Origin of the sequence: Aurantiacibacter aquimixticola (assembly GCF_003605475.1) — a bacterium.
Lineage (GTDB): Bacteria > Pseudomonadota > Alphaproteobacteria > Sphingomonadales > Sphingomonadaceae > Alteraurantiacibacter > Alteraurantiacibacter aquimixticola_B.
In genome coordinates, this window is sequence record NZ_RAHX01000001.1 from 1,337,640 (window position 1) to 1,359,252 (window position 21,613).

The window sequence follows — 21,613 nt, forward strand, 5'->3', positions numbered from 1 at the left end:
GTCAATTCATGCTGAGACCACGTCTGACGGTGGCCATGATCGGTTCGACCATGTATGATAGAAATGTCCGCCGTTCTCCAGACGCGATAAATGCTTCTACTGGCATGCCCGGCTCCACCCGCAGCTCTTCAAAAGACGCGTCGTCACGAGCGGAGAGGCGCAGGCGCGCGTCATAATATACGAGGCCCGTCTGCGGTTCGTCTTTCAGATCTGCGCTTACCGACAGCACTTCGCCCATCAGGCGAGGCGCTTCATAACTCTTATACGCAGAGAGCTGTGCTTCGACTGGCAGGCCACTGAACACCGAGTCTCGATCAGCAGGCTGGACCCGGACCTGCGCGATGACCTCCTGATTGGTCGGCACAATCTCCATGACTTTCTCGCCCGGCGTAATGACCGAGCCCGGCGTCGTGAATGCGAGATTCAAGATCGTCCCAGACTGAGGTGCTATGATCATGGTGCGATCAAGCACGTCACTGGCCTCGTCTAAACGCTCACGTAAGGCGAATACGGAGCGCCGCGCTTCGAGCAACTGGCTTGACAAATTTTCGACATCGGATGCTCTGGATTGGCCGACCTGCGCATTCATCTCAGCGCTTTCCCGACCGAGCCGAGCGCGCTCGGCACGCAGCCTTGCGAGCTCACCATCGATGCGCGCGACCTCCCTTTCGAGGGATTCAACCTGCTGCCTAGTCACGAGCCGTTCGGCGAGCAGCGGGCGTATATGCTCCAGCTCTGACATGGATGACGCTCTTGATCGCGAAAGAGCTGCTATCTGGGCCGGAATGCCACCAATCTGCGTGCGGAGCGTCTGCTGACGGCTACGAAGAACGGACACGTCTTGGCGCTGACGCTCGTTTTGCTGCCGGAACAAGGCCATCTGCTCCTGGCGAATGAGATTTTTGGTCTGATCGTCCAGATCGACCGATGCCAGTGATGCGAAAGTCGGCGTTCCGGTTCTGAGCGTAAGCGCCTGAAGACGATCCACCGTGGCAAGCATCGTCGCCAGTTCTTTTTGCAGTTCGTTGCGGCCGGCCGATGCGGACACGTTTTCCAGTTCAACGAGAACATCGCCGGCTTCAACGGTCTCACCTTCGCGCACGCGCACGCTCTTTATGATACCGCCCTCAAGATGCTGTACGACTTTCCGCTCGTCCTCAGCGACAACGTAGCCACTGACAGTCACGCCCTCATCGAGCGGAACCAGGGCACTCCACAGCAGAAATCCGCCAATCCCGCAAAGGCACGCAAGCAACGCGATTCTGAGGGTTCTATCTTTCAGCGGACGGGCGCGCTCGAACTTGATCACTTCGTCGTCTCCGCCGGCATGGCTGATGCCTCTTTTTCAGCATGAAGCTCTCGCACCTTCGCAGCATATTCTGCACCGGACATAGCGACGAGCTGACGATCAAAAATCGTCATGATCGTGTCTGCAATGCTGAGCATGCGCGTATCATGCGTGGCAATGACGAAGGTCGTGTCGCGCTTGTTGGGCCTGACCTTCGCGAGTCGCGCAAAGAAATCGAAGAAAGCAGCAGAGCGTTGGCGATCAAGGTGCGCGGTGGGTTCATCAAGTATGACCAGTGGCGGCTGCCCGAAGAATGCTCGCGCCAACCCAATTCCTTGCCGCTGCCCGGCAGAGAGATGGATACCATTTTGTCCCACTGGCGTGTCATACGCCATCGGCAATGACAGTATCATCTCGTGGACACCGCAGCGATGTGCAGCACCGAATACGTCTTCCGGCTTCGCCTGCGTGAAGCGCGAGATGTTATGGAAAACCGAACCGGTCAACAATTCAACGTCCTGCGGCATATATCCCGTATATCGACCGCGATCCCAGGATGCCCAGTCCGCGATGTCTCGGTTGCCGAGCAGAATACGACCGTCATGAAGTGGCCATGCACCGGACAGGGTCTGCAGCACCGTGGTCTTTCCCGCACCGCTCGGCCCGACGAGCGCGATTATTCCGCCGCGAACGAGGTCGATACTGGCGGGCTTCAGGAGCGCCTTCTCGGCACTGGGCAAGCCGACGACCGCCTGATCGAGCGATAAGCGCGGCTCCGGACGAGGCAAGGGGACCGTCTCCCGCCACTCGGCAAAACCATCGGGCCGCTCGATCAAGAACTCTTTGAGCGCGCCCCAGCTCTGGCGCGCCTTTATCAGGTGCTTCCATGCTCCGACGGACTGATCGACGGGGGCGAGTGCGCGACCCATGATGATTGAGGCGGCAATAATGGCACCAGCGCTAACTTGCTGATTAAGTGCAAGATATGCACCGGCGCCCAAGATCAGAACCTGCAGCATTTGCCGGGCCGCTTTTGCTGAAGCGATAAAGAAATTGACGCGGGCCTGTGGATCGAGCGAGCCGTCGAGCGCAGCCAAGCGCTGAGACTGCCAGGCCGAAACGACGTATTCGTTCATTCCCATCGATTCGACGGCCGAACGCTGCCTGAGCGCGTGATCAAGATCGGCTTGGACACCTTGCTCACGCTTACCGGCATCTTCCAGCGCATCGCGCGACATGCGTTCTGTGACGATTGCAATCGCGATCAGGATGATCGCACCTACCAAGCCGATGCCCCCAAGAATGGGATGGATCAGAAACATCACCAGAAGGAACATTGGGACGAAGGGAATGTCCAACACGGGTGCAATCACTGCGTTTACGAACAGGCTTTGAACCCTCGTTAAATCGCTTACGCGCGCTGCCACTTGGGAAGGGAGCAGTTCGCGGGCCGACAATCCCGCCTTCAGCACCGCTCTATCTAAAGATGCCCCGATGAATCGGCCCATAGAGGCGAGGAGACGCCGCCTGCCCCCTTCGGCTGCGACGAAAAATACGAGCATGAAAAGCGCGATTGCTGTCACAAGCATAAGGGTGTCGTAGCTGCCCGAAGTCAGCACGCGATCATACACCTGCATCATGTAGATTGGCGCTACCAGCGCCAGCATGTTAAGTATAACGGTGAAAGCGACGGCTACCCAGAAGTAGCCGCGCATCGACTTTTTCAAATCACTGATGGCTTGCTTACCATCCATCGCGACCAGGGCCCCCTCCGGCACTCACCAACGCCGACTTTCACGGCACGAAAATGCCGGCGGGGCGCATTCGACCCCGCCAGCCACATTCGAATTAAGCGATTTCCATCACGTCAGCGGACATCGGATTGATCGCGTAATCGATATCTTCATCGCCGAAGATGCTCGAATCTTCAAGCGAGATCAGGTCGTCCGCTTCCGCCAATGCAGGCAAGTCAGCGAAGTCCAGAGGCTCTCGAGCCACGAGCGAGGGCAGTGTGACCATTCGGCCAAAGCCCATTTCAGAATTCTCCACCGGTGCGATGGCAGCCGGCTCGAGATTGCTCAGGATCGCCTCGAAGGCGGCAGGGCTGCCAGGTTGACGAACAGCCATGAAGGCAAAATCATCCACCATTTCCATCTCTGGACCATTCGGCTCCAGGACGGCCTCGGCCAGCATTGCATCGGTCGAGAAGATCATCGTGGTCATTGAGCTCGAAGCTTCTTCGATTGTGATGGTCAACTCATCCGTTGCCGTCAGGCCGCCTTCGTCTTCAGCCTGAATCGTGATCGTGTACGTGCCAGCCTGGGTAGGTGTTCCAACGAGCTTCGTATCCTCGAAATTGAGGCCAGGCGGCAGCGGATCGAGCGAAGTCAGGCTAAGCTGCGGGTCTCCGTCCGGATCGCCGAATGCATCTGCCGGGAAATTGTACTCGAAGGGCTGGTCCACCTGGCCGTTCGCCGAACCAATTCCTCCGTCCACAAAGGGCGCATCGTTCACCGGATTGACTTGCAGGCTGACCGTATTCGGCGTCGCAGTCGCTCCGTTGAAGTCCGATACGGTATAGCGGAAACTGTCTTCGCCATTGAAGTCGGCATTGCCCGTGTAGATAAGCAAACCGTTTTCGATGGCGACGGAGCCGTTTGCCGGAGCCTGCGTGATCGCGAGAGTTGCCGGATCGATATTGTTGTCCGGATCCCTTGCCAGTTCGAGGACATCGAAGACGACGGAGCGATCTTCATCCACGTTGGCCTCAGTCTCGGCAACTGTCGGAGCGCTGTTGTTCTGAACTGCGCTCGCGTTGGATGCCGCCGACGCATTGGCACCTGTTTCGGGAGTGAAGCTTGCCGAACGCACCGTCGCCGAAACGTCACCATCCTTGTCCGAAATTCTTAGCTCGTTGAAGATCGTGTCACCTTCAGGATCGAAGGAGAAAGAGAAGTTCGAATTCGTCGTGATTACGTCCTTGTTAGCGACAACGACACCACCGTTGAGTGCTTCGACAAGGAATGTCGCATCACCGCCGGAAGAGTCCATGATGTTATCAAGCTGTACCCTGACGCGGCTGGCCGCACCTTCGGATACGGCGATGGTAGCCGATCCGCCCTGCTCGATATCCTGCGGCGTACCTTCCCCACTATCGCTGCCGCTCTGGCCACCGCTCGACGGTTCGCTGACGGTGAACACGAAAGTATCTTTGGTGGTTGCACCTTGCGGATCGATCGCAGTGATTGTCACCGAGTAGTTTCCAGCCTCGTTCGGGCGACCCGTAAGAACGCCGTCACGGAAAATGGTACCTCTCGGGTTTCCGGAAGCGGAAAGCGTGATTGCACCCCCTTCTGGATCGCGGAAGGTACCATCGGGAATTTCATAGCGAATGAAACCGTCTACCGTACCCGAGACGTCTGCAATGGGATTGACCAAGCGAGGCGCGAGATTTTCTCCAGGCGCTTTTACATTTACAGTGAAGGTGTCTGTTATCTTGGCACCATCGGGATCGGTCGCAGTCAGAGTGACTGTGTAGGTGCCAGTCTCGCTGATGCGACCTTGCAGCGCACCATCACGGAAGATTGTTCCGCGCGGATTCCCCGACGCCGAGATGACGAGACTATCCATGTCGGGATCGACGAAGGTGTCGCGCTGAATGTTGTATTTGAAGAAGTTGCTCGCGCGAACATCGACATCGGGTACGGGTTCATTGACCACCGGCGCTCTGTTGCCGACCGGTTCGTTCACCGTCAGCGTGAAGCTTTCATCGACCGAAGCCATGTCGGGATCGGTTGCCGTCACCACGATTTCAAAGGTTCCAGCCGTACTTGGCGTACCACTGATCGTTCCCCCATCGAAAGTCAGACCATCCGGCAGACCGCTGGCCGAAAGGATCAGGGAGTCGTTAATATCAGGATCGGAGAAGGTCGCGCTTGGGATGGCGAAACTGAATTCGGCACCAGCGTCCGTGCTCCTGTTGCTGATTGGCTGATTGACCTCGGGTGCGCGGTTTGGTGGCGGCGCACCCACATCGATGGTGAAGACATCCTTGACGAAGGCTCCTTCGCTGTCGGTTGCAGTCACAGTCACGTTGAAAGTGCCTTCCTGCGCCGGAACGCCGCTGATGACACCATCTTCAAAAGACAGCCCGGTCGGCAGTCCGGTGACGGAAACCGTCGGAGGAGCACCATCGGGATCGCTGAAGGTATTGGCCGGAAGTTCAAAGACGAACGATGTCTCTGCCTGAGCCGTCTGATCGGCGATTTCATTGTCCACAACCGGCGCCTGGTTGCCGCCGTCATTGAGAGGCTGATCGCCAACGGTAATCGTGAATGTGTCCGAAGTCTGACGACCCGTGTTATCCGTGGCGGTAAGCGTGACGGTGAAGGTTCCGGTCTGCTCCGGGAAACCGGTGATCGCTCCGTCCGACAAGCTCAACCCGGCGGGCAGGCCCGTCGCGCTTAGCGTCAATTCGTCATTGGGATTCGGATCGACGAAGAGGTTTTCCGGCAGCTGGAGCGAGAAGGGTTCCACAGTAGACGCTTGCTGATCTTCTACCGGGAATACCAGAACTGGCGCAGAAGGCGGCACATCATTGGCGCCCGGAGCGACTGGCGCTTCCTGCACGTTGATCGTCAGCACCTGCGAAACGCTCGCACCGAACGGATCGGTTGCGGTCACCGTAATGTCGTAGGAGCCCACTGCGAGCGGCCGACCACTGATTGCACCTTCGGAAGCCACAAGACCGGTCGGCAAATCGCCAACCGTGATCGTGAGCTCTTGCTCGGGATCCGGATCCGCAAAGGCATTGCTCGGAATGCTGAAGGAGAAGTCCTGATTGATGGAAGCTTCCAGGGTCGGAAGGTCGACGGCCACCACAGGCTCCTGATTATTCTCAGCGCCTTCGCCCGCTTCACTGCTTTCGGCAGGCGGCACATCGCTGCCTCCGGTGAAGCGCGGCTCGTCGAGTTGCTCTCCGGTCGGACGACCTTGCGCAAAGCCCTCGTTGATGAACTGGAGCGTTCCGGCGACTGGATTATCTCCGAGCGCCAGCTGCAGATCGAAATTGGCATCCAGAAAGGCTGAGCCGTCGAAGATTGGAGGCTGAAAAGTGCCCTGCGGAGTGGTCGCGAAGACCGTCGCCGCCACATTCACCAGCTCTTGCGGGGTAAATCCTTCTCCGCCGAAGCGTTCGATCAGTTCAGGATTGCTGGCGATGAAGGACAGACCGTTGAAGATTTCCACGTCATCCGCCGCGATAGTTTCGTCGGCGGTTTCAATCTGCTCGACATTACGGAGGAAGTCCGTTTCGCCGGTCGCCGTGTTGCGGACGTAAATGGTTCCGTCGAAATCCTTGAAGATCACCAGATCGGAACTGTTCGCATCGATGACGAAAGTGTCTTCGCCGCTGCCACCAGAGACGAAGTCATTACCGGAGCCGCCGGTGATACGGTCATTGCCCGCTCCACCGAAAAGACTGTCATTACCGGCTTCGCCGTCGATCGTATCGTCCCCAAAGCCGCCCTCTATACGGTCTCCGGAGCCTCCGCCTGATAGCGTGTCATCGCCGTTCAAGCCGCGGATGAGATCGATGCCGTCAGTTCCGACAAGCGTATCGTTCGGCTCCACACCATCGATCGTACCGTCGATAACGTTGCCGAAATTTGCGTCGATCGAACCGGTCGTGGTCGAACTGTCGGCCATCGCAATACCAGCGCGTCCCGCCGCTGCAGCGCCTGCTGCCGCCGCTGCGACGCCGTAACCAGCCTCGGCCTCGGCCTCGGCTTCCACTTCTGCCTCGCTTTCAAACCGAGAGTCGATGCCTTCGGGTTCCTCGTCGATATCACCGTCGGCTCCTTCCGAAGCCGTGTCGAAGAGGAACGCGAGCTGGGAAGGATCGTAAGCTTCGGTCCAGACCGACACTTCGACGAATACCTCGAAGAGACCTTCAGCTTCGAGCTCGGCCTCATTGTCGAACCCACCTACGAGAGGCGTTCCGGCAACTGCCACAGCGACCGCAACGCCGCGGCCATCGGGATCCCAGGCGCGAGCGCTTGCGGTCACCCAACCGGCCTCACCCTCGGGCGGCGTCGATACGGAAACTTCGGTGAAAGCTCCGGACGCCGCCGCGCTGGCGGCGGCATGGGTCTTGGTTTCAAGTTCACCGACAGATTGAATGCCGTCAAACCCGGCGGCACCTGCACCATACGCGGCCGCGCCTGCATTGAAGCCGACCTCAGCCTCCGCTTCGGCTTCTACCTCCACCTCGAAGATCACATCATTGACGTCGATCGCGGGCAGAGCAATTCCACCACGGTCACCCAATTCTTCGGGACCAGGATTATCTATATCCTGCATTCGGCTCTGTTCATTGTCGAACACGCTGGTCGAGCTAGACGTGGCCGACGCACCTTCCGCGCCGTAGGGAATAAAGGCGTTAGCAGCCTGGACGGCGACGGCAGCGGCACCTGCAGCGGCGCTGTTGAAGCCCACCTCAGCTTTCGCCTCTACCTCGGCTTCCGCTTCATTCTCGATTTCGAAATTGCCATCGGGCAACGGGGTTACATCAGTCGTAGCCATCGGAGCCTCGGGCGATCGCGTTTTCGCATCGTCTTCCAGCGAGCGCTCGGTAACCTGGTTCACGCCCTCGGAAACGACGCCTTCTCGGCTGGTCATGAAACCACCGATCGCGACGCCCGCGCCAGAGGCGGAATTGCCGAGCGCGTCACCTTCAACAACGACGCTGTAGTCGGGCGCACCTGTATCGCTGAAGCCGAATTCCGCTTCCGCTTCGACTTCGGCTTCGGCTTCGGCCGGCGGACGACCGCCGTTCTGCGCCCGAAGACCTGCCAGCTCACGCGTGTAATCCTGATCGTTCTCGGACCGGAAACTGGTTTCTTCAACCACATCGTTGGCACGCACCAGCACGCCAGATCCGTCGGTCGTGGAAGTCGAGCCGGAGGTCGACGCAGAAGCGAGGGCTGTCGCGCCGATGGCAGAAGAGCCGGCTCCGCCTGTCGCTACCACCGACACCGCAGCCGCGTTGTTGCCAACCTCTGCCTCGACTTCGGCCTCGGCCTCGGCCTCGGACTCGGCTTCGTAGAGACCGGTGCCGGGAACGACGCCAGCGGATTCGAGCGTCGGCGCGATCGTCTCGCGAACTGTCGTCTCGCCGGCATCGCTTTCGGCACCGTTTTCATAATTGACCGCGCGGCCACCACCGCCGACGGTATCGATTGCCGGCGCCGTAAGCGCTCCAATCGCGCTCTCGGCGAAGGTGAACAGGATCGGTTCAAACTCCGTCACGCGTGAGGTGTGCGTGTTCGTGCCGATCGAAGTTTCCGTGTCTGCAGCTGCATAATCGCCGACAACCGCGACTGCGCTACCACCCGAGGCTGCAGCAGCGGCGGCTCCAGCGGCGACCTCTGCTTCAGCCTCTGCTTCGCTCTCTACCTCAACTTCAGTTTCGGAATCGGTGACGATCAACGCATCTTCCGCACCCTCAGCCTGCAGTTCTGCTGTGCTCGGCGCGTCAGGCGTCTCAGTCAGGGCACCATCGGGCGTACCCGCATCCGGCACACCCACATCGTCGGAATCTGGTGTGACAGCCGTGAATTTCACTTCGCCGTTGAAATCGGAGACGGAGGTAGACGTCGAAGTCGCTCCGTTGATCGACGTGACAGTTTCCGTTGCGACGACATCGCCGGAGCCATCAACATCGAATACAACGGTCGTACCAACGGCGGCAAGAGCAGCAGACAGGCCTGCACCCGCAGCAGCTTGGCCTGGACGAACTTCCACTTCCGCTTCGGCTTCGACTTCGGCCTCTGCTTCGGCTTCCGAACTGATGATCGTGATTGCGGCATTTACACCTTCGCCGCCAGCGATTGGTTGATCACCGCCAATCGCACGCATACCGGCGCCAGAGGGGCCGGTCGAGGTGATCGGATCGCTCGTGAGGCGGTCATCTGACCCGATCGAAGAAAGCGAAATCGAACCTGATGCAAGGGTTTGGGTCGCAGCGTTCGATCCGAACGCCGATGCCGTCGCGCCGGCTGCAACAACCGCGCCGGCCACATCACGGCCGACTGCGGCTTCGACTTCCGTTTCCGCCTCCGCCTCCGCTTCTGACTCGACTTCGAATTCGGATTTGATGACTGGAGTTTCGGAAGACCCGACGGAGTCGCCGGACGCCCCGCCGGACGGTTCACCGACAACTTCGAAGGAAACATTTCCGGCATCGACCAAAGTGCCGGTACCGTCGGCTCCGGTGTAGGCTGCGGCAGTAATGGTGTATTCGCCGGGCTCGAGCTGTAACGCCGAGAGATTGCTGCTCATGGACGCGTCGAGCGTGAATGGGGGTGAGTTGTCTACAATGCGTTCGCCATTGACGGTAAACACGACGCTTCCGATCGTCGTCGTCGAATTCGGAGCCTGAGGCACGGCCTTGATCGTGAAAGAGCCAAGGTCGAAATTGGACAGGATTGACCCGTTGCCAAAGTCATTGATCGTACGGCCAGTCTCAGCATCGACGACTACGAAATCCATATTTTCTCTCCAAGAACTCCGGGGCAGGAACCGACATGGAAGTGATGCACGCATACCCCATCATGCGAGCTTCCAATGACCGCCCGAACAGGCTGGAAAAAAAATCGTTCCAAAAATTGATCCGAAAAATATTCGACATTTCATAGATTTGGAAATTCTCGGAAGCATTCGATAGGCGGCAAGAACCGCTGTAGCGGCGGGATAGCGGCTTCTTTTCGCAATCGGCGCCGCCCGACAAAAAATATTTTTTGGCCGACCAAAATTGTCCAGTTTACTGGCCTGATATGGTCCGACGAAGATACGCGGCCTTGCGTTGCAACTCATTGCAATCCTACAGCGCGTTCAAACCATCGGTTCGATCTCAACAAATTGGGCAAAACGATATGACAAGTGCGATAAGCGGCGACTTCGGTGATGCAGTGCTGGTATTGATGAAGTCTCCTAAGTTTCAGGACATGCCGCTGCGAAATCTTCAGAACACCCTGCTCGAGCCGATGGACCGCGGCCAGCTTCGGATAGCGCGTGGGAAGAACCCGGAGGGCCGCGAGTTTCCGATCGCGGTTCTCGGGATCGCCAAGCTTTCCGACAAGCTGCACGAAGACATGTTGAAAGAACCAGAAAGCGTCGCGCTCTCCGGCGATGACTGGAGCAGCGGCGGAAACATATGGTTCATTTTCGCCGACGGCCCCGAGGAATTTCTCACGCCATTTCTTCAGCAAGTGAAAAACGACGAGTTTTCCGGACAGGATGTCTGGATTAGGGGACGCGGACCGGATGGGCAGGCGACTGGCACCAAAATTCCCGAATAGCCAAGGTCGGACTAATGACGCGCCTTAGTCATAGACGCACGCATCGAGCGCGTCGCGCCTGACGACACCGATGCGCGCTTCGATCGTATTTCCGTAGCGCGCGGTGAAGCCGCCCGGATTGACGGCCTCGCGCGTTTTCGGGCTGGGCAGCACGGCGGCGATGCGGCTTGCCTCGTCGGCGGAAAGGCGCGCGGCGGAATGGCCGAAATAGCGCTGCGCCCCGGCCTCCACGCCATACGTACCCAGCCCCGTCTCGGCGACGTTGAGATAGACTTCCATGATCCGCCGCTTGCCCCACAGATTCTCGATCAGGAACGTGAAATAGGCTTCCAGCCCCTTGCGAAACCAGCCGCCACCTTGCCACAGAAAGACGTTCTTCGCGGTCTGCTGGCTGATGGTGGAAGCGCCCCGCTCGCGCTTGCCCGCAGCGCGCTCCTCCAGCGCTTCCTCGATTGCTTCGACATCGAAGCCGTCATGCTCGCAAAACTTGCTGTCCTCCGCCGCGATGACGGCGCTCACCATATTGCGATCTATCCGGCTGAGCGGCTCCCAGTCCCGCGTCACCGAGCGCTCGTCCATCAGCATGGTCGCCGTATAGGTGACGGGCAGGAAGCGCAGCGCAATCACCAGCACCAGGCTGATGATAACGAACCACAGAATGAACTTAGCGAGGAAAGTGACGAAGCGCAGGATCATGGCGCACTTCTACGAGCCAAGCCGCGCAAACAAAAGGGCCGGACGTTGCCGCCCGGCCCTTTCATGTTCAATTCTATGACATTTACGCCGCCACAGGCAGCAAGCGCTCTCCCGCAATCGCCTTCATCGCCTTTTGCAGCTTCTCGAAAGCGCGCACTTCGATCTGGCGGATGCGTTCGCGACTGACGGAATAGACCTGCGACAGCTCTTCCAGCGTCTGCGGGTTCTCGGTCAGCCGCCGTTCGGTGAGAATGTGCTTTTCGCGGTCGTTCAGCGCATCCATCGCTTCCACCAGCATTTCGCGGCGCACGCTGGCTTCCTCGGCATCGGCGACGGTTTCGTCCTGCAGCGGACGATCGTCCGTCAGCCAGTCCATCCATTCGCCGGAGCCTTCTTCGCCACCCCGCATCGGCGTGTTGAGCGAGCCGTCGCCGCCCATCATCATCCGGCGATTCATGTTGATCACTTCCTGCTCGGGCACGCCGAGATCGGTTGCGATCTTCAACACATCGTCTGGATGCAGGTCGGAATCCTCATAGGCTTCCAGCTGCTTCTTCATCCGGCGGAGGTTGAAGAACAGCTTCTTCTGCGCGGCCGTGGTGCCCATCTTCACGAGGGACCAGGAGCGCAGGATATATTCCTGGATGCTCGCCTTGATCCACCACATGGCATAGGTCGCGAGACGGAAGCCGCGCTCGGGCTCGAACTTCTTCACGCCCTGCATCAGGCCGACATTGCCTTCGGAAATGAGATCCGAAACAGGCAGGCCGTAGCCGCGATAGCCCATGGCAAGCTTCGCCACGAGGCGCAGATGGCTCTGCACCAGCTGCGCGGCGGCATCCTGGTCTTCATGCTCCTCGTAACGCTTGGCGAGCATGTATTCCTGCTCAGCCGTCAGCACGGGGAATTTCTTGATTTCCGAGAGATAGCGGTTGAGGCTCTGCTCTCCGCTGAGCGCTGGAACGCTCGGTCTTTTGTTACTCACTGTATCCCAAACCTTTCTTGCGTCGACCGCAATTCACGGGCCCCTGATGGGCACCCGACCTTGGCGGTCACATTTCGGTGCGTAGTGCTTTTCTTATACACGCACACCGCCATAAATAGTGCGCTTTTCATCGATTGGAATGACCCATTTCATCGATAAGTTCCCGCATATCGGCCGGTAATTCGCTCGAAAACGATAGGCGGTTACCGGTGACGGGATGAACGAAGCCGAGAATGGCTGCGTGCAAGGCCTGACGCCGGAAATCGAGCTCTTTGAGAAGCGTCCTGAGCGGTGGCGGTGTGCGTCCATAGACAGGGTCTCCAACTAGCGCATTTCCTATTGACGCAAGGTGAACCCGAACCTGGTGGGTTCGCCCGGTTTCGAGCCTGCATTCGACCAGCGCGGCATGCTCCATCCGTGTGAGAGTCTTGTAATGCGTGACGGCAGTTTTGCCGCGCGAGGAATTCTTGGGCAGCACCGCCATTTTCTTTCTGTCCGCATCGGATCGGCCTATCCGCTCGTCGACCGTGCCCTGGGCGGGTCTAGGATGGCCGCCGCACACGGCGAAATAGGCGCGTTCGAGCGAGTGATCGGCGAATTGCGCGGCCAGGCCTTCATGCGCCGCATCGCTCTTGGCGACCACCAGCAGTCCCGACGTATCCTTGTCGATCCGGTGCACGATGCCGGGCCGCGCCACGCCGCCAATCCCGCTCAACGATCCGCCGCAATGGTGCAGCAGCGCGTTGACCAGCGTGCCGTCCGGATTGCCCGCCGCCGGATGGACAACCATGCCGGCAGGCTTGTCGACGACGATGAGATGCTCGTCCTCGAACACCACCTGGATGGGAATATCCTGCGGCTGCGCTACCGGGTTTTCGGGCGGCGGAACGTGGATGGTATACGTGGCGCCCTCGGCCACCTTGGCCGACGGGCTCGCGGCAGTCGCGCCGTTCACCTCAACGCGGCCCTCTGCAATCAACGCCTTGATCCGTTCGCGCGAAAGCTCGGTCGCGGAGGCGAGCGCCTTGTCGAGGCGAGCGGCCACCGACAGGGTGCCACGAAGGGTTTTCGAAGCCATTGCGAAATGCATTAGAAGGCGTGCTTCGAGGGAACAAGGTGACCGGCGCGCAATCGGGAGAATGCCCGGAACCGGGGACCAAGCGTTCGCTTGCCCGCTTTCCTACGCCGGGTATCAACGCTAAGACCGCCGGCGAAAACGAAACGGTAAGTATCGGCGCTTTCGCGCATGGCGGCAATTTGCCGATTGCGCCGGAGGGCCGATATGAAGTTTCGTTCTCTGTGGAATTGCGGTTGCCCGCATGTGTTTCATCAACTTGTACGTAAATTTCGATTGGCCATTTCCTGAATGACTTCACCCAACGATCTTGCCGCGCTGCTGTGTTCGCGGCTCTGCCACGATATGCTCAGCCCCGTCGGCGCGCTTAATAACGGGCTCGAATTGCTGACGGACGAACAGGACCCGGCCATGCGCCAGCGCTGTATCGAGCTGCTCGAACAAAGCGCGCGCACATCGGCCAACAAGCTCAAATTCTTCCGCCTGGCCTATGGCGCGGCGGGCGGCTTTGGAGACCATGTACCGGTAGAGGAACCGCGCGAATTGATCGAAGCACTCACAGCGGATGACGAGCGGCTCTCGCTCGCCTGGTCGGTTTCCGAAAGCACGCTGGCGAAGCCCGCGGTCAAAGTGCTGCTGAACCTCGCTGCCATGGGAATAGACGCGCTGGTGCGGGGCGGCACGCTGGAAGTCGGGGCGGAACGCAATGGCGGCGCAACCGAAATCGCGATACGCGCATCCGGCCCGAAAGTCGCTTTCGACGCCACGATAGGCCGCGCGCTCGGTGGAGAGCTTGCTGGAAGCGAACTTAGCGGTCGCACCGCGCCCGCCCACATGATCCACACGCTGGCGAAAGAGCAGGGCGGCGGCATTCAATACGCGCACACGCCGGAAGCGCTAGTGCTGGGCGCGGTCCTGCCCGACCCCGAAGGCATGATCGGATGACCGAGTCCGATTTCGGTGAGGCCGGCAAACAGATCCCCGAAAGCGAGGACGAGCTCGTCCATCGCGAAGTGCTCTCGCCAAATCATGACGAGCGGACTTTGCCCATCACGATGGTGGTGATCCACTACACCGAGATGCAGGACAAGGGCTTCGCCATCGAGCGATTGTGCGATCCGGAGGCGAAGGTTTCGGCGCATTACGTGATCGGCAAAGGCGGCGAAGTCGTGCGGCTGGTGCCCGAGGAGAAGCGCGCCTGGCATGCGGGTCTAGCATATTGGCGCGGGCACAAGGACGTCAATTCGGCCAGCATCGGGATCGAGCTCGATCATCCAGGCCACAAATACGGCTACGGCCCCTTTCCCGATGTGCAGTTCGAGGCGCTCGTCCCGCTCGTCGCGCGCATGGTGAAGCAGTACGATATCCCGCGCGCCAATGTGGTCGGCCATTCGGACGTCGCGCCCGCGCGCAAGATCGATCCGGGCGAGCTGTTCCCGTGGGATCGTCTCGCCGAATACGGCCTGTGCCTGCCCCGCCCGGAGAAGCTGGAACGCGGCGATCCGTTCGACAACGATGCGAGCTTCTACCTCGCGCTCGAGCGCTACGGCTACGACATCACGGATGGGTACAAGGCGGTCGAAGCCTTCCAGCGCCGCTGGCGCCCGGAAAAGATCGACGGCCAGATCGATGGTGAAATTCGCGCAATCCTGTTCCAGCTATTGCTCGACCGGGACCGGGGACTGGCGCGGTAGACAATCGGGGGAAGTATGAAAAAACTGACATTCGCCATTCTGACTGGTGCTAGCGCATTTTGCCCCTCGCTCGCACTTGCGCAGGACGCGCGCCCGGCACGCCCGGACAATATCCGCGAATGGGCGGCGCAGATGCAGGACCGTTACCCCTCCGCCGCAATACGCGCTGGGGAAGAAGGCACGGTTCGCATGCGCCTGGAGGTCGATGCGGCAGGAAGCGTTGACGGATGCACTGTGACGGCCAGCAGTGGATCCGCCATTCTAGACGAAGCCGCATGCTCCGGCATGCGAGAATTCGCCCGATATGCGCCGGCTCTAAATGATAGGGGCGAGCCGATACCGTCCACAATTTCCCAGAGCATCGTCTACGCAATGCCTGACAATTTCGTCGCGGCCGTAGAGATGGTTCACCCCGTTCCGCTCGATGAGAATATCTGGCGCGACGCAATTTTCGATGACGAGTTCGATGTGGGACTGCGCAAGGCAAATGCGCGCAATGTCGTTTTCCAGCTGGTTATCGACGAGCAAGGCACTCCCGCGGGCTGTGGAGTTGGCATTTCAAGTGGCGATGCCAGGCTCGATCGTTATGGCTGCGCACAACTGATGCAACACGCGCAATTCGAACCAGCGCGACTTCCCTCCGGTGAGACCGTGCCCGGCGCGTTCTGGTTGGCGCATTCGCTGCAACCCGAATAGCGCCCCGAATAACCAGCAGAGCAAAATCTTGGCTTTTATACCGGCAAGGCCTATTTGGCGCGTGCCGGGGAGCCGGGCAGCCGCGGGCCTTCGGGTCCGAGGAAAGTCCGGGCTCCACGAAACAAGGGTGGCGGGTAACGCCCGCCCGGTGAAGTTTTCGGACGAAGCCGAGGGAAAGTGCCACAGAGAGTAGACCGCCAATGGCTCCTTCGGGAGGCAGGCAAGGGTGAAAGGGTGCGGCAAGAGCGCACCGGGGTTCCGGCAACGGCGCCCGTCATGGCAAACCCCACCCGGAGCAAGACCGCGTAGGGGTCTCGCGCCCTCAAGGGGCAGTGGCGTTTCGCCGCGAGAGACCCGGGTTGGTCGCTGGAGCGCGTGGAGCAATCCACCGCCTAGACGAATGGCTGCCCCCGCGGCGCTGATAGGTTCTATATCGGTCGCGGGACAGAACCCGGCTTACAGGCTCCCCGGCATTTTTCGCTGTCCTACAGATATCGCGCGGTGACAGGCGGCGCGCATGGCACCCGAGCGATCACGCAGCGAGCTTGGCGCCCTCGACGGAGATCTTGCCCTTCTTCCCCGCCTGCGCCGTGATGTAGCGCCGCTTGCGCCCTTCCAGCACCAGTGCCGTCAGCCGCCCGCTGGCATAAGCACCGGTATCGACTCCAATCCGGTTGCCCGCATCGACCACATCGTCCGTGATCGTATGCCCGTGCACCACCACCAGCCCGTGGGATTTCTTGTGGCTGAGAAAAGGTTCGCGGATCCAACGCAGCGTGCGCTTCTTCTGCTTGTCCATCGGCACGCCCGGTTCGATGCCCGCATGGACGAACACGTAATCGCCGATCTGGACCATGTCCTCGAACCCGGAGACGAATTTGCGATGCTTCTTCGGCACCGCGTCCAGCATCATCTGCTGCACCTCGTCGATTTCCGATCGCACCAGGGCCTTGCGATCCACGCCGTAGCTCAGCAGCGTTTCACGCCCGCCATGGCGCAGGAAATGTCGGAGTGTGTCGGTGTCCTCGAAACTGTCGAGAAACATTTCCTCGTGATTGCCGCAGAGGATGCGCACATCGCGCTTCTTGGCCCAGCGGCGCGCCAGATCGATGACACCGGCACTGTCCGGCCCACGATCGACCAGATCGCCCAGCAAAACGATCCGGCAGATCGTGCCGTCGGTCTCGGCTTCCGCAATCTCGCTTTCGATCGTGTCGATAAGTTCGCCGAACAGGTCCGCGCATCCATGGATGTCGCCCACGGCATAGACACGCTCGCCCTTGGGAACGCGAGGTCGCTCCTTCTTCTCCTTGGAGGAGGTGAACATGTTGGTCAGATACTGGATCATGGTGTCGATTTCAGCGGTCAGATAGACATTACGCACAGCTACGCAAACCTGAAACGCGCTGCACTGCGATATGTGTCACCTCGCCTGACGCGCGCCTGAATGTGGTGCCGATATGCGACAGTCGCGCTTTTGCATGGGGTTTAGCGCAATAAACCTTGTGCAATGCAGCATGGCTGTGCATGATCATTTCGCAATTGCAGCAAATCGGTGCAGTAAAGACGCCGGACGCGCAATGCGCAGGTGGGACGAAGCATTTTCACCAAAGCAATCGAGGAATTGCCCATGCTTACGTCCATCCGCAGCCTTACGGCTGCATCCCTTTTCGCCATGTCGGCGATGCTCGCAGCGCCCGCAATGGCGCAGGTCGTCAATCCCGCCGAGGAGGTGGAGGACGATCCGTCCGGCCCCGATATCGAGGTGTCGGCCAATGTCTCGCTGGTCAGCGATTACAAGTTTCGCGGCGTGTCGCTGTCCGACGGCGAATTCGCCATCCAGGGCGGCGTCGATGTCGGCCTGCCCGCCGGTTTCTATGTCGGCACCTGGGCCTCCTCGCTGGACGAGGATACGGTTGGCTACGGTTCTACCGAGCTCGATATCTATGGCGGCTGGTCGAGCGAATTCGGCATCGTTTCGACCGATGTCGGCGTGATCGCCTATCTCTATCCAGACGCGGGCCCGGGCGATTTCGACTATGTCGAATTTTACGGATCGGCCGGCGTGACGCTCGGCCCGGCGGAGACCACTTTCGGCATCGCCTACGCGCCCGATCAGGATTCGCTTGGCGGGACGGACAATCTGTATCTGTATCTCGATGCGGGCATCGGCGTGCCGGGAACCCCTGTTACGGTCAGCGGCCATGTCGGATACACTGACGGCTTCCTGACCTTCACCAATGATGGCGAAGCGTTCGATTATTCCATCGGGGCGGAGGCCGCCGTGCCGGGCACCCCGCTTTCGCTTGGCGTTGCCTGGGTCGGCGTGGATGGCGATGTGCTGATCGATCCGGACGGCACCTTCACGGAAGACTCGGTGGTGTTCACTCTTTCGGCAAGCTTCTGAGCGAAGTGGGGCGCGCCGGGATGCGCGCCCCGTTCAATGCTGCTAGACCGCGCGGATGACACAGTATCTACACAGCATGATCCGCGTTGCCGACCCCGATAAGGCGGTAGATTTCTTCAAGCTCATCGGCCTCGAGGAAGTGCGCCGCAAGGAAAGCGAGAAGGGGCGATTTACGCTCATCTTCCTCGCTGCGCCCGGGCAGGAAGGCGTGGCCGAGCTGGAGCTGACATATAACTGGCCGCCGGAAGATGGCAGCGCGCCCGAGCAGTATGTCGGTGGGCGCAATTTCGGCCATCTCGCCTACCGGGTCGAGAATATCTACGAGACTTGCCATCGCCTGATGGATGCCGGGGTGACGATCAATCGCCCGCCGCGCGATGGCCATATGGCGTTCGTCCGTTCGCCGGACGGTGTCTCCATCGAATTGCTGCAGGACGGCCACCTCGATCCGCAGGAGCCGTGGGCGAGCATGGAGAACACCGGCAGCTGGTAAGCCTATTGCCAAGCGCGGTGCGAACCGCCACCTGACGGCGCATCATGCCCGCGCGCCAGCTTCCCCAGGTCGTCATCATCGGCCGCCCCAATGTGGGCAAGTCCACGCTCTTCAACCGGTTGGTGGGCAAGCGCCTGGCGCTGGTCGACGATCAGCCCGGTGTGACCAGGGATCGACGCAAGGGATTGGCGGGCCTCGCCAGCCTCGAGTTCGAAGCCGTCGATACGGCTGGCTGGGAAGACGAGGACGAGGCGTCCCTTCCCGGCCGGATGCGCGCTCAGACGCAGGTGTCGCTGAGGGACGCCGATGCCGCACTGTTCGTCGTCGACAGCCGTGCGGGGCTCACGCCATTGGACGAAGAGATCGGCCAATGGCTTCGCAAACAGGAAGTCCCGGTCGTCCTCATCGCCAACAAGGCGGAAGGCAATTCCGGGCAGAGCGGCATTCTGGAGGCCTATTCGCTGGGACTGGGCGAACCGATTCCGGTCAGCGCCGAACACGGCGAGGGCGTTGCCGACCTCTATTCCGCACTCTTTCCGCTAATCAGCGACAGGGCCGAACAGCTCGAGCTCGAGGCTGAGCAGGCAGCCGCAATCGCCGCGGACAAAGCGCGCGAAGCGGCAGAAGCGGGCGAGGAACTGGAAGAGCACGATCCGACAGAGCCGCTCAGCCTTGCCATTGTCGGCAGACCCAATGCGGGCAAATCCACTCTGGTCAATCGCCTGCTCGGCGAGGATCGCCTGCTGACCGGGCCGGAAGCTGGCATCACGCGCGATTCCATTGCGGTCGATTGGGAATGGACCGATCCGGCCAGCGGAGAAGAGCGCACGATCAAGCTGATCGACACCGCCGGAATGCGCAAACGCGCCAAGGTGGTGGACAAGCTGGAGAAGCTTTCCGTCTCGGATGGCCTTCGCGCGGTCGATTACGCGGAAGTGGTCGTGCTGCTGCTCGATGCGACGCGCGGTCTCGAAGTGCAGGACCTCAAGATTGCCAGCAAGGTTCTCGAGGAAGGCCGCGCCTTGATGATCGCGATCAACAAGTGGGATATCGCGGAGGACGCATCGGCGCTCTTCAACGGTATCCGCGCGGCGCTCGACGAAGGGTTGGCGCAACTTCGCGGCGTCCCGCTCTTTGCCGTCAGCGCGGTGACCGGCAAGGGCCTCGACCCGATGCTTTCGGCGGCATTCAAGCTGCGTGAGGACTGGAGCCGCCGCGTGCCGACGTCGGCGCTCAACCGCTGGTTCGACGATGCGCTTGCTGCCAATCCGCCGCCCGCGCCGGGAGGCCGCCGCATCAAGCTGCGCTACATAACCCAGGTCGGCACGCGCCCGCCCCGCTTCGTCATCTTCGGCAGCCGACTGTTCGACCTGCCGACAAGCTATGAACGATACCTGCTGAACGGTATTCGGCGCGACCTGGGCTTCGGCGCCGTGCCGGTACGCCTGACGCTCAAGAGTCCTAAGAACCCGTATGACGACAATCGCGGCGGCGGGGGGAAATATAGCGGCGGAAATTCGTGATCGACGTTCTTTCCGTTACCGGCGAGCTCATTGAACGCACGGCGAGCACTGCGCGGGTGCAGGAGATCGTGCAGCTCAGTCTTGCGCCGGTCTTTCTGCTCGCGGCCATCGGTGCCTTGCTCAATGTCATGAACATGCGGCTTACCTGGCTGAACGATCGTATCGAATTCGTAGAGCGGCGACGTGAAAAGGGCCTCGGCGGGCGCGAGGCCGAGGAACTGCCCGCGCTGCGCCAGCGGCAGGTTTTCTCTCAGATCGCGGTCAATCTCTCGACTTCGGCCGCGCTGACGATTTGCCTCGTCATCGCCATCCTCTTCGTCAGCGCGTTTATCGAACCGCGCATCGGCACGCTGGTGGCGGCCCTCTGGATCGCGACCATGGCGCAATTGTCTGTCGCGCTGCTGTATTTCTTCCGCGAAACAAAGCTGGCGACGGCCACGGCACGCGAGCGCCGCAAGCGCAGCCGTGATATCGTCGCGCGCCAGCAGACCCGATCGTCGGAAATTGACTTAACATAGTCTAAGTTTCTGGAAACCGTCGTATTTTCGTCACGACTCGGTGGTAGTCGGCATCTCGTGAGCGGTAGGATGCGCGGGTGCCCGCAACCATTCATCGAACGATCCGTAACCGCTTCAGCGATGATGTTCATCGAGGAGAAGAGCTGTCATGCAGCGTTTGCAAATCGCGCTCACGCCCCACCGTCAGCGGGCGCAGCAAGTGCTGGACGTGCCCAACATAGGTACAGCCCTGATCGTCGCCGACATCAATCTGGGTCACGGCACTGCGCAGATCATGGATGGCGAAAATGTCCTTGCCACGCTGGACAAGCAGGGCAGCGACACCGCGCCGTTCTGGTTGGTGCGCTAGGCCGGCTGCTCAAGCCGCGCCGGCGTCATTCGCGGTGTCGCCTGCGGGCGCACTGTTGAGCTGCACGTAATTCTCGATCCCCATGCGCTCGATCATGTCGAACTGGGTTTCCAGGAAATCGACGTGCTGCTCTTCGCTTTCCAGGATCTTTTCGAATAGCCGCTTCGATGTGAAGTCATTTACGCTGTCGCAGTGATCGGCCGCCTCCTTGAGCAGCGGAATAGCCTCATGCTCCATGGCAAGATCGGCCTTTAGGATCTCTTCGACCGTCTCTCCCACCTTAAGCTTGTGGAGAGCCTGGAAGTTGGGGAGCCCGTCCAGAAACAGGATACGGTCGGCAAGCCAGTCGGCGTGCTTCATTTCGTCGATGGATTCGTGGCGTTCGTATTCGGCGAGCTTGTGAACGCCCCAATTCGCGAGGACGCGATAATGCAGCCAGTACTGGTTGATCGCAGTCAACTCATTGGTAAGCGCCTTGTTGAGATACTCGATGACCTTCTGATCGCCCTTCATGGGTGCCGCTCCATAGT

The 21,613-nt window shown here is 60.1% G+C and carries 17 protein-coding genes and 1 other RNA gene; 10 read left to right on the forward strand and 8 right to left on the reverse strand.

The annotated features are described in order from the left end of the window. Nucleotide 1: 1 nt before the first annotated feature. From D6201_RS06745 to D6201_RS06755, 3 genes are all read right to left on the reverse strand, one after another. A complete protein-coding gene (locus D6201_RS06745) occupies nt 2–1,309 on the reverse strand; it encodes an HlyD family type I secretion periplasmic adaptor subunit (RefSeq protein WP_165853506.1) in 1,308 nt (435 codons plus the stop codon). Further along, complete coding sequence (locus D6201_RS06750) at nt 1,306–3,066, reverse strand: type I secretion system permease/ATPase (protein WP_120048108.1); 1,761 nt, start codon at nt 3,064–3,066, stop codon at nt 1,306–1,308. The genes D6201_RS06745 and D6201_RS06750 overlap by 4 nt, the downstream gene beginning before the upstream one ends. A gap of 70 nt (nt 3,067–3,136) precedes the next feature. Further along, nucleotides 3,137–9,838: a putative Ig domain-containing protein gene (locus tag D6201_RS06755; protein WP_165853507.1), complete on the reverse strand. Its 6,702-nt coding sequence runs from the start codon at nt 9,836–9,838 to the stop codon at nt 3,137–3,139. Between the two features lie 323 nt (nt 9,839–10,161). On the opposite strand from D6201_RS06755, the gene D6201_RS06760 reads away from it, so the two are divergent. Further along, the gene (locus tag D6201_RS06760; RefSeq protein ID WP_165853508.1) at nt 10,162–10,647 is read left to right on the forward strand and encodes a toxin-activating lysine-acyltransferase; all 486 of its coding nucleotides are present in this window, start codon (nt 10,162–10,164) and stop codon (nt 10,645–10,647) included. Between the two features lie 24 nt (nt 10,648–10,671). Here the strand turns inward: D6201_RS06760 and mtgA are convergent, their stop codons facing one another. The 3 genes from mtgA to D6201_RS06775 all read right to left on the reverse strand — a co-directional run bounded on the left by mtgA (nt 10,672) and on the right by D6201_RS06775 (nt 13,406). Beyond that, complete coding sequence (mtgA, locus tag D6201_RS06765) at nt 10,672–11,343, reverse strand: monofunctional biosynthetic peptidoglycan transglycosylase (RefSeq protein WP_120048111.1); 672 nt, start codon at nt 11,341–11,343, stop codon at nt 10,672–10,674. Nucleotides 11,344–11,425: 82 nt separating this feature from the next. Next, nucleotides 11,426–12,328 carry an RNA polymerase sigma factor RpoH gene (gene rpoH / locus D6201_RS06770; protein ID WP_120048112.1) on the reverse strand — a complete coding sequence of 301 codons (903 nt, stop codon included), beginning with the start codon at nt 12,326–12,328 and terminating at the stop codon, nt 11,426–11,428. A 127-nt stretch (nt 12,329–12,455) separates the two neighbouring features. After that, nucleotides 12,456–13,406, reverse strand: a complete 951-nt coding sequence (locus tag D6201_RS06775) for an RluA family pseudouridine synthase (protein WP_120048113.1) — start codon at nt 13,404–13,406, stop codon at nt 12,456–12,458. Between the two features lie 288 nt (nt 13,407–13,694). Between D6201_RS06775 and D6201_RS06780 the strand changes: the two genes are divergently transcribed. The 4 genes from D6201_RS06780 (at nt 13,695) to rnpB (ending at nt 16,268) form a co-directional block, all read left to right on the forward strand. Continuing rightward, nucleotides 13,695–14,348 carry a histidine phosphotransferase family protein gene (locus tag D6201_RS06780; protein ID WP_120048114.1) on the forward strand — a complete coding sequence of 218 codons (654 nt, stop codon included), beginning with the start codon at nt 13,695–13,697 and terminating at the stop codon, nt 14,346–14,348. Then, the gene (locus tag D6201_RS06785) at nt 14,345–15,097 is read left to right on the forward strand and encodes an N-acetylmuramoyl-L-alanine amidase (protein ID WP_120048115.1); all 753 of its coding nucleotides are present in this window, start codon (nt 14,345–14,347) and stop codon (nt 15,095–15,097) included. Before D6201_RS06780 ends, D6201_RS06785 begins: the two co-directional genes overlap by 4 nt. 15 nt (nt 15,098–15,112) lie before the next feature. Continuing rightward, nucleotides 15,113–15,793 (forward strand): TonB family protein, encoded by a 681-nt coding sequence (locus D6201_RS06790; RefSeq protein ID WP_120048116.1) that lies wholly within the window; start codon nt 15,113–15,115, stop codon nt 15,791–15,793. Between the two features lie 64 nt (nt 15,794–15,857). Next, nucleotides 15,858–16,268, forward strand: an RNA gene (gene rnpB / locus D6201_RS06795) — RNase P RNA component class A. Between the two features lie 57 nt (nt 16,269–16,325). On the opposite strand, the gene D6201_RS06800 is transcribed toward rnpB, so the two are convergent. Next, nucleotides 16,326–17,177 (reverse strand): metallophosphoesterase, encoded by an 852-nt coding sequence (locus D6201_RS06800; RefSeq protein ID WP_242447459.1) that lies wholly within the window; start codon nt 17,175–17,177, stop codon nt 16,326–16,328. Between the two features lie 246 nt (nt 17,178–17,423). Here D6201_RS06800 and D6201_RS06805 point away from each other — a divergent pair, with 246 nt between their 5' ends. The 5 genes from D6201_RS06805 (at nt 17,424) to D6201_RS06825 (ending at nt 21,083) form a co-directional block, all read left to right on the forward strand. Next, nucleotides 17,424–18,200: a TorF family putative porin gene (locus D6201_RS06805; RefSeq protein ID WP_120049259.1), complete on the forward strand. Its 777-nt coding sequence runs from the start codon at nt 17,424–17,426 to the stop codon at nt 18,198–18,200. Nucleotides 18,201–18,255: 55 nt separating this feature from the next. Further along, entirely contained in the window at nt 18,256–18,693 is a 438-nt protein-coding gene (locus tag D6201_RS06810; RefSeq protein ID WP_120048117.1) for a VOC family protein, read from the forward strand. 44 nt (nt 18,694–18,737) lie between these two features. Next, nucleotides 18,738–20,216, forward strand: coding sequence for a ribosome biogenesis GTPase Der (gene der / locus D6201_RS06815; protein ID WP_120048118.1), 1,479 nt, complete (start codon nt 18,738–18,740; stop codon nt 20,214–20,216). Continuing rightward, nucleotides 20,213–20,734 carry a DUF2721 domain-containing protein gene (locus tag D6201_RS06820; protein ID WP_120048119.1) on the forward strand — a complete coding sequence of 174 codons (522 nt, stop codon included), beginning with the start codon at nt 20,213–20,215 and terminating at the stop codon, nt 20,732–20,734. Before der ends, D6201_RS06820 begins: the two co-directional genes overlap by 4 nt. A gap of 148 nt (nt 20,735–20,882) precedes the next feature. Continuing rightward, complete coding sequence (locus tag D6201_RS06825; protein ID WP_120048120.1) at nt 20,883–21,083, forward strand: hypothetical protein; 201 nt, start codon at nt 20,883–20,885, stop codon at nt 21,081–21,083. A 9-nt stretch (nt 21,084–21,092) separates the two neighbouring features. Here D6201_RS06825 and bfr read toward each other — a convergent pair whose 3' ends face one another. After that, complete coding sequence (bfr, locus tag D6201_RS06830; protein WP_120048121.1) at nt 21,093–21,596, reverse strand: bacterioferritin; 504 nt, start codon at nt 21,594–21,596, stop codon at nt 21,093–21,095. Nucleotides 21,597–21,613: the final 17 nt, after the last annotated feature.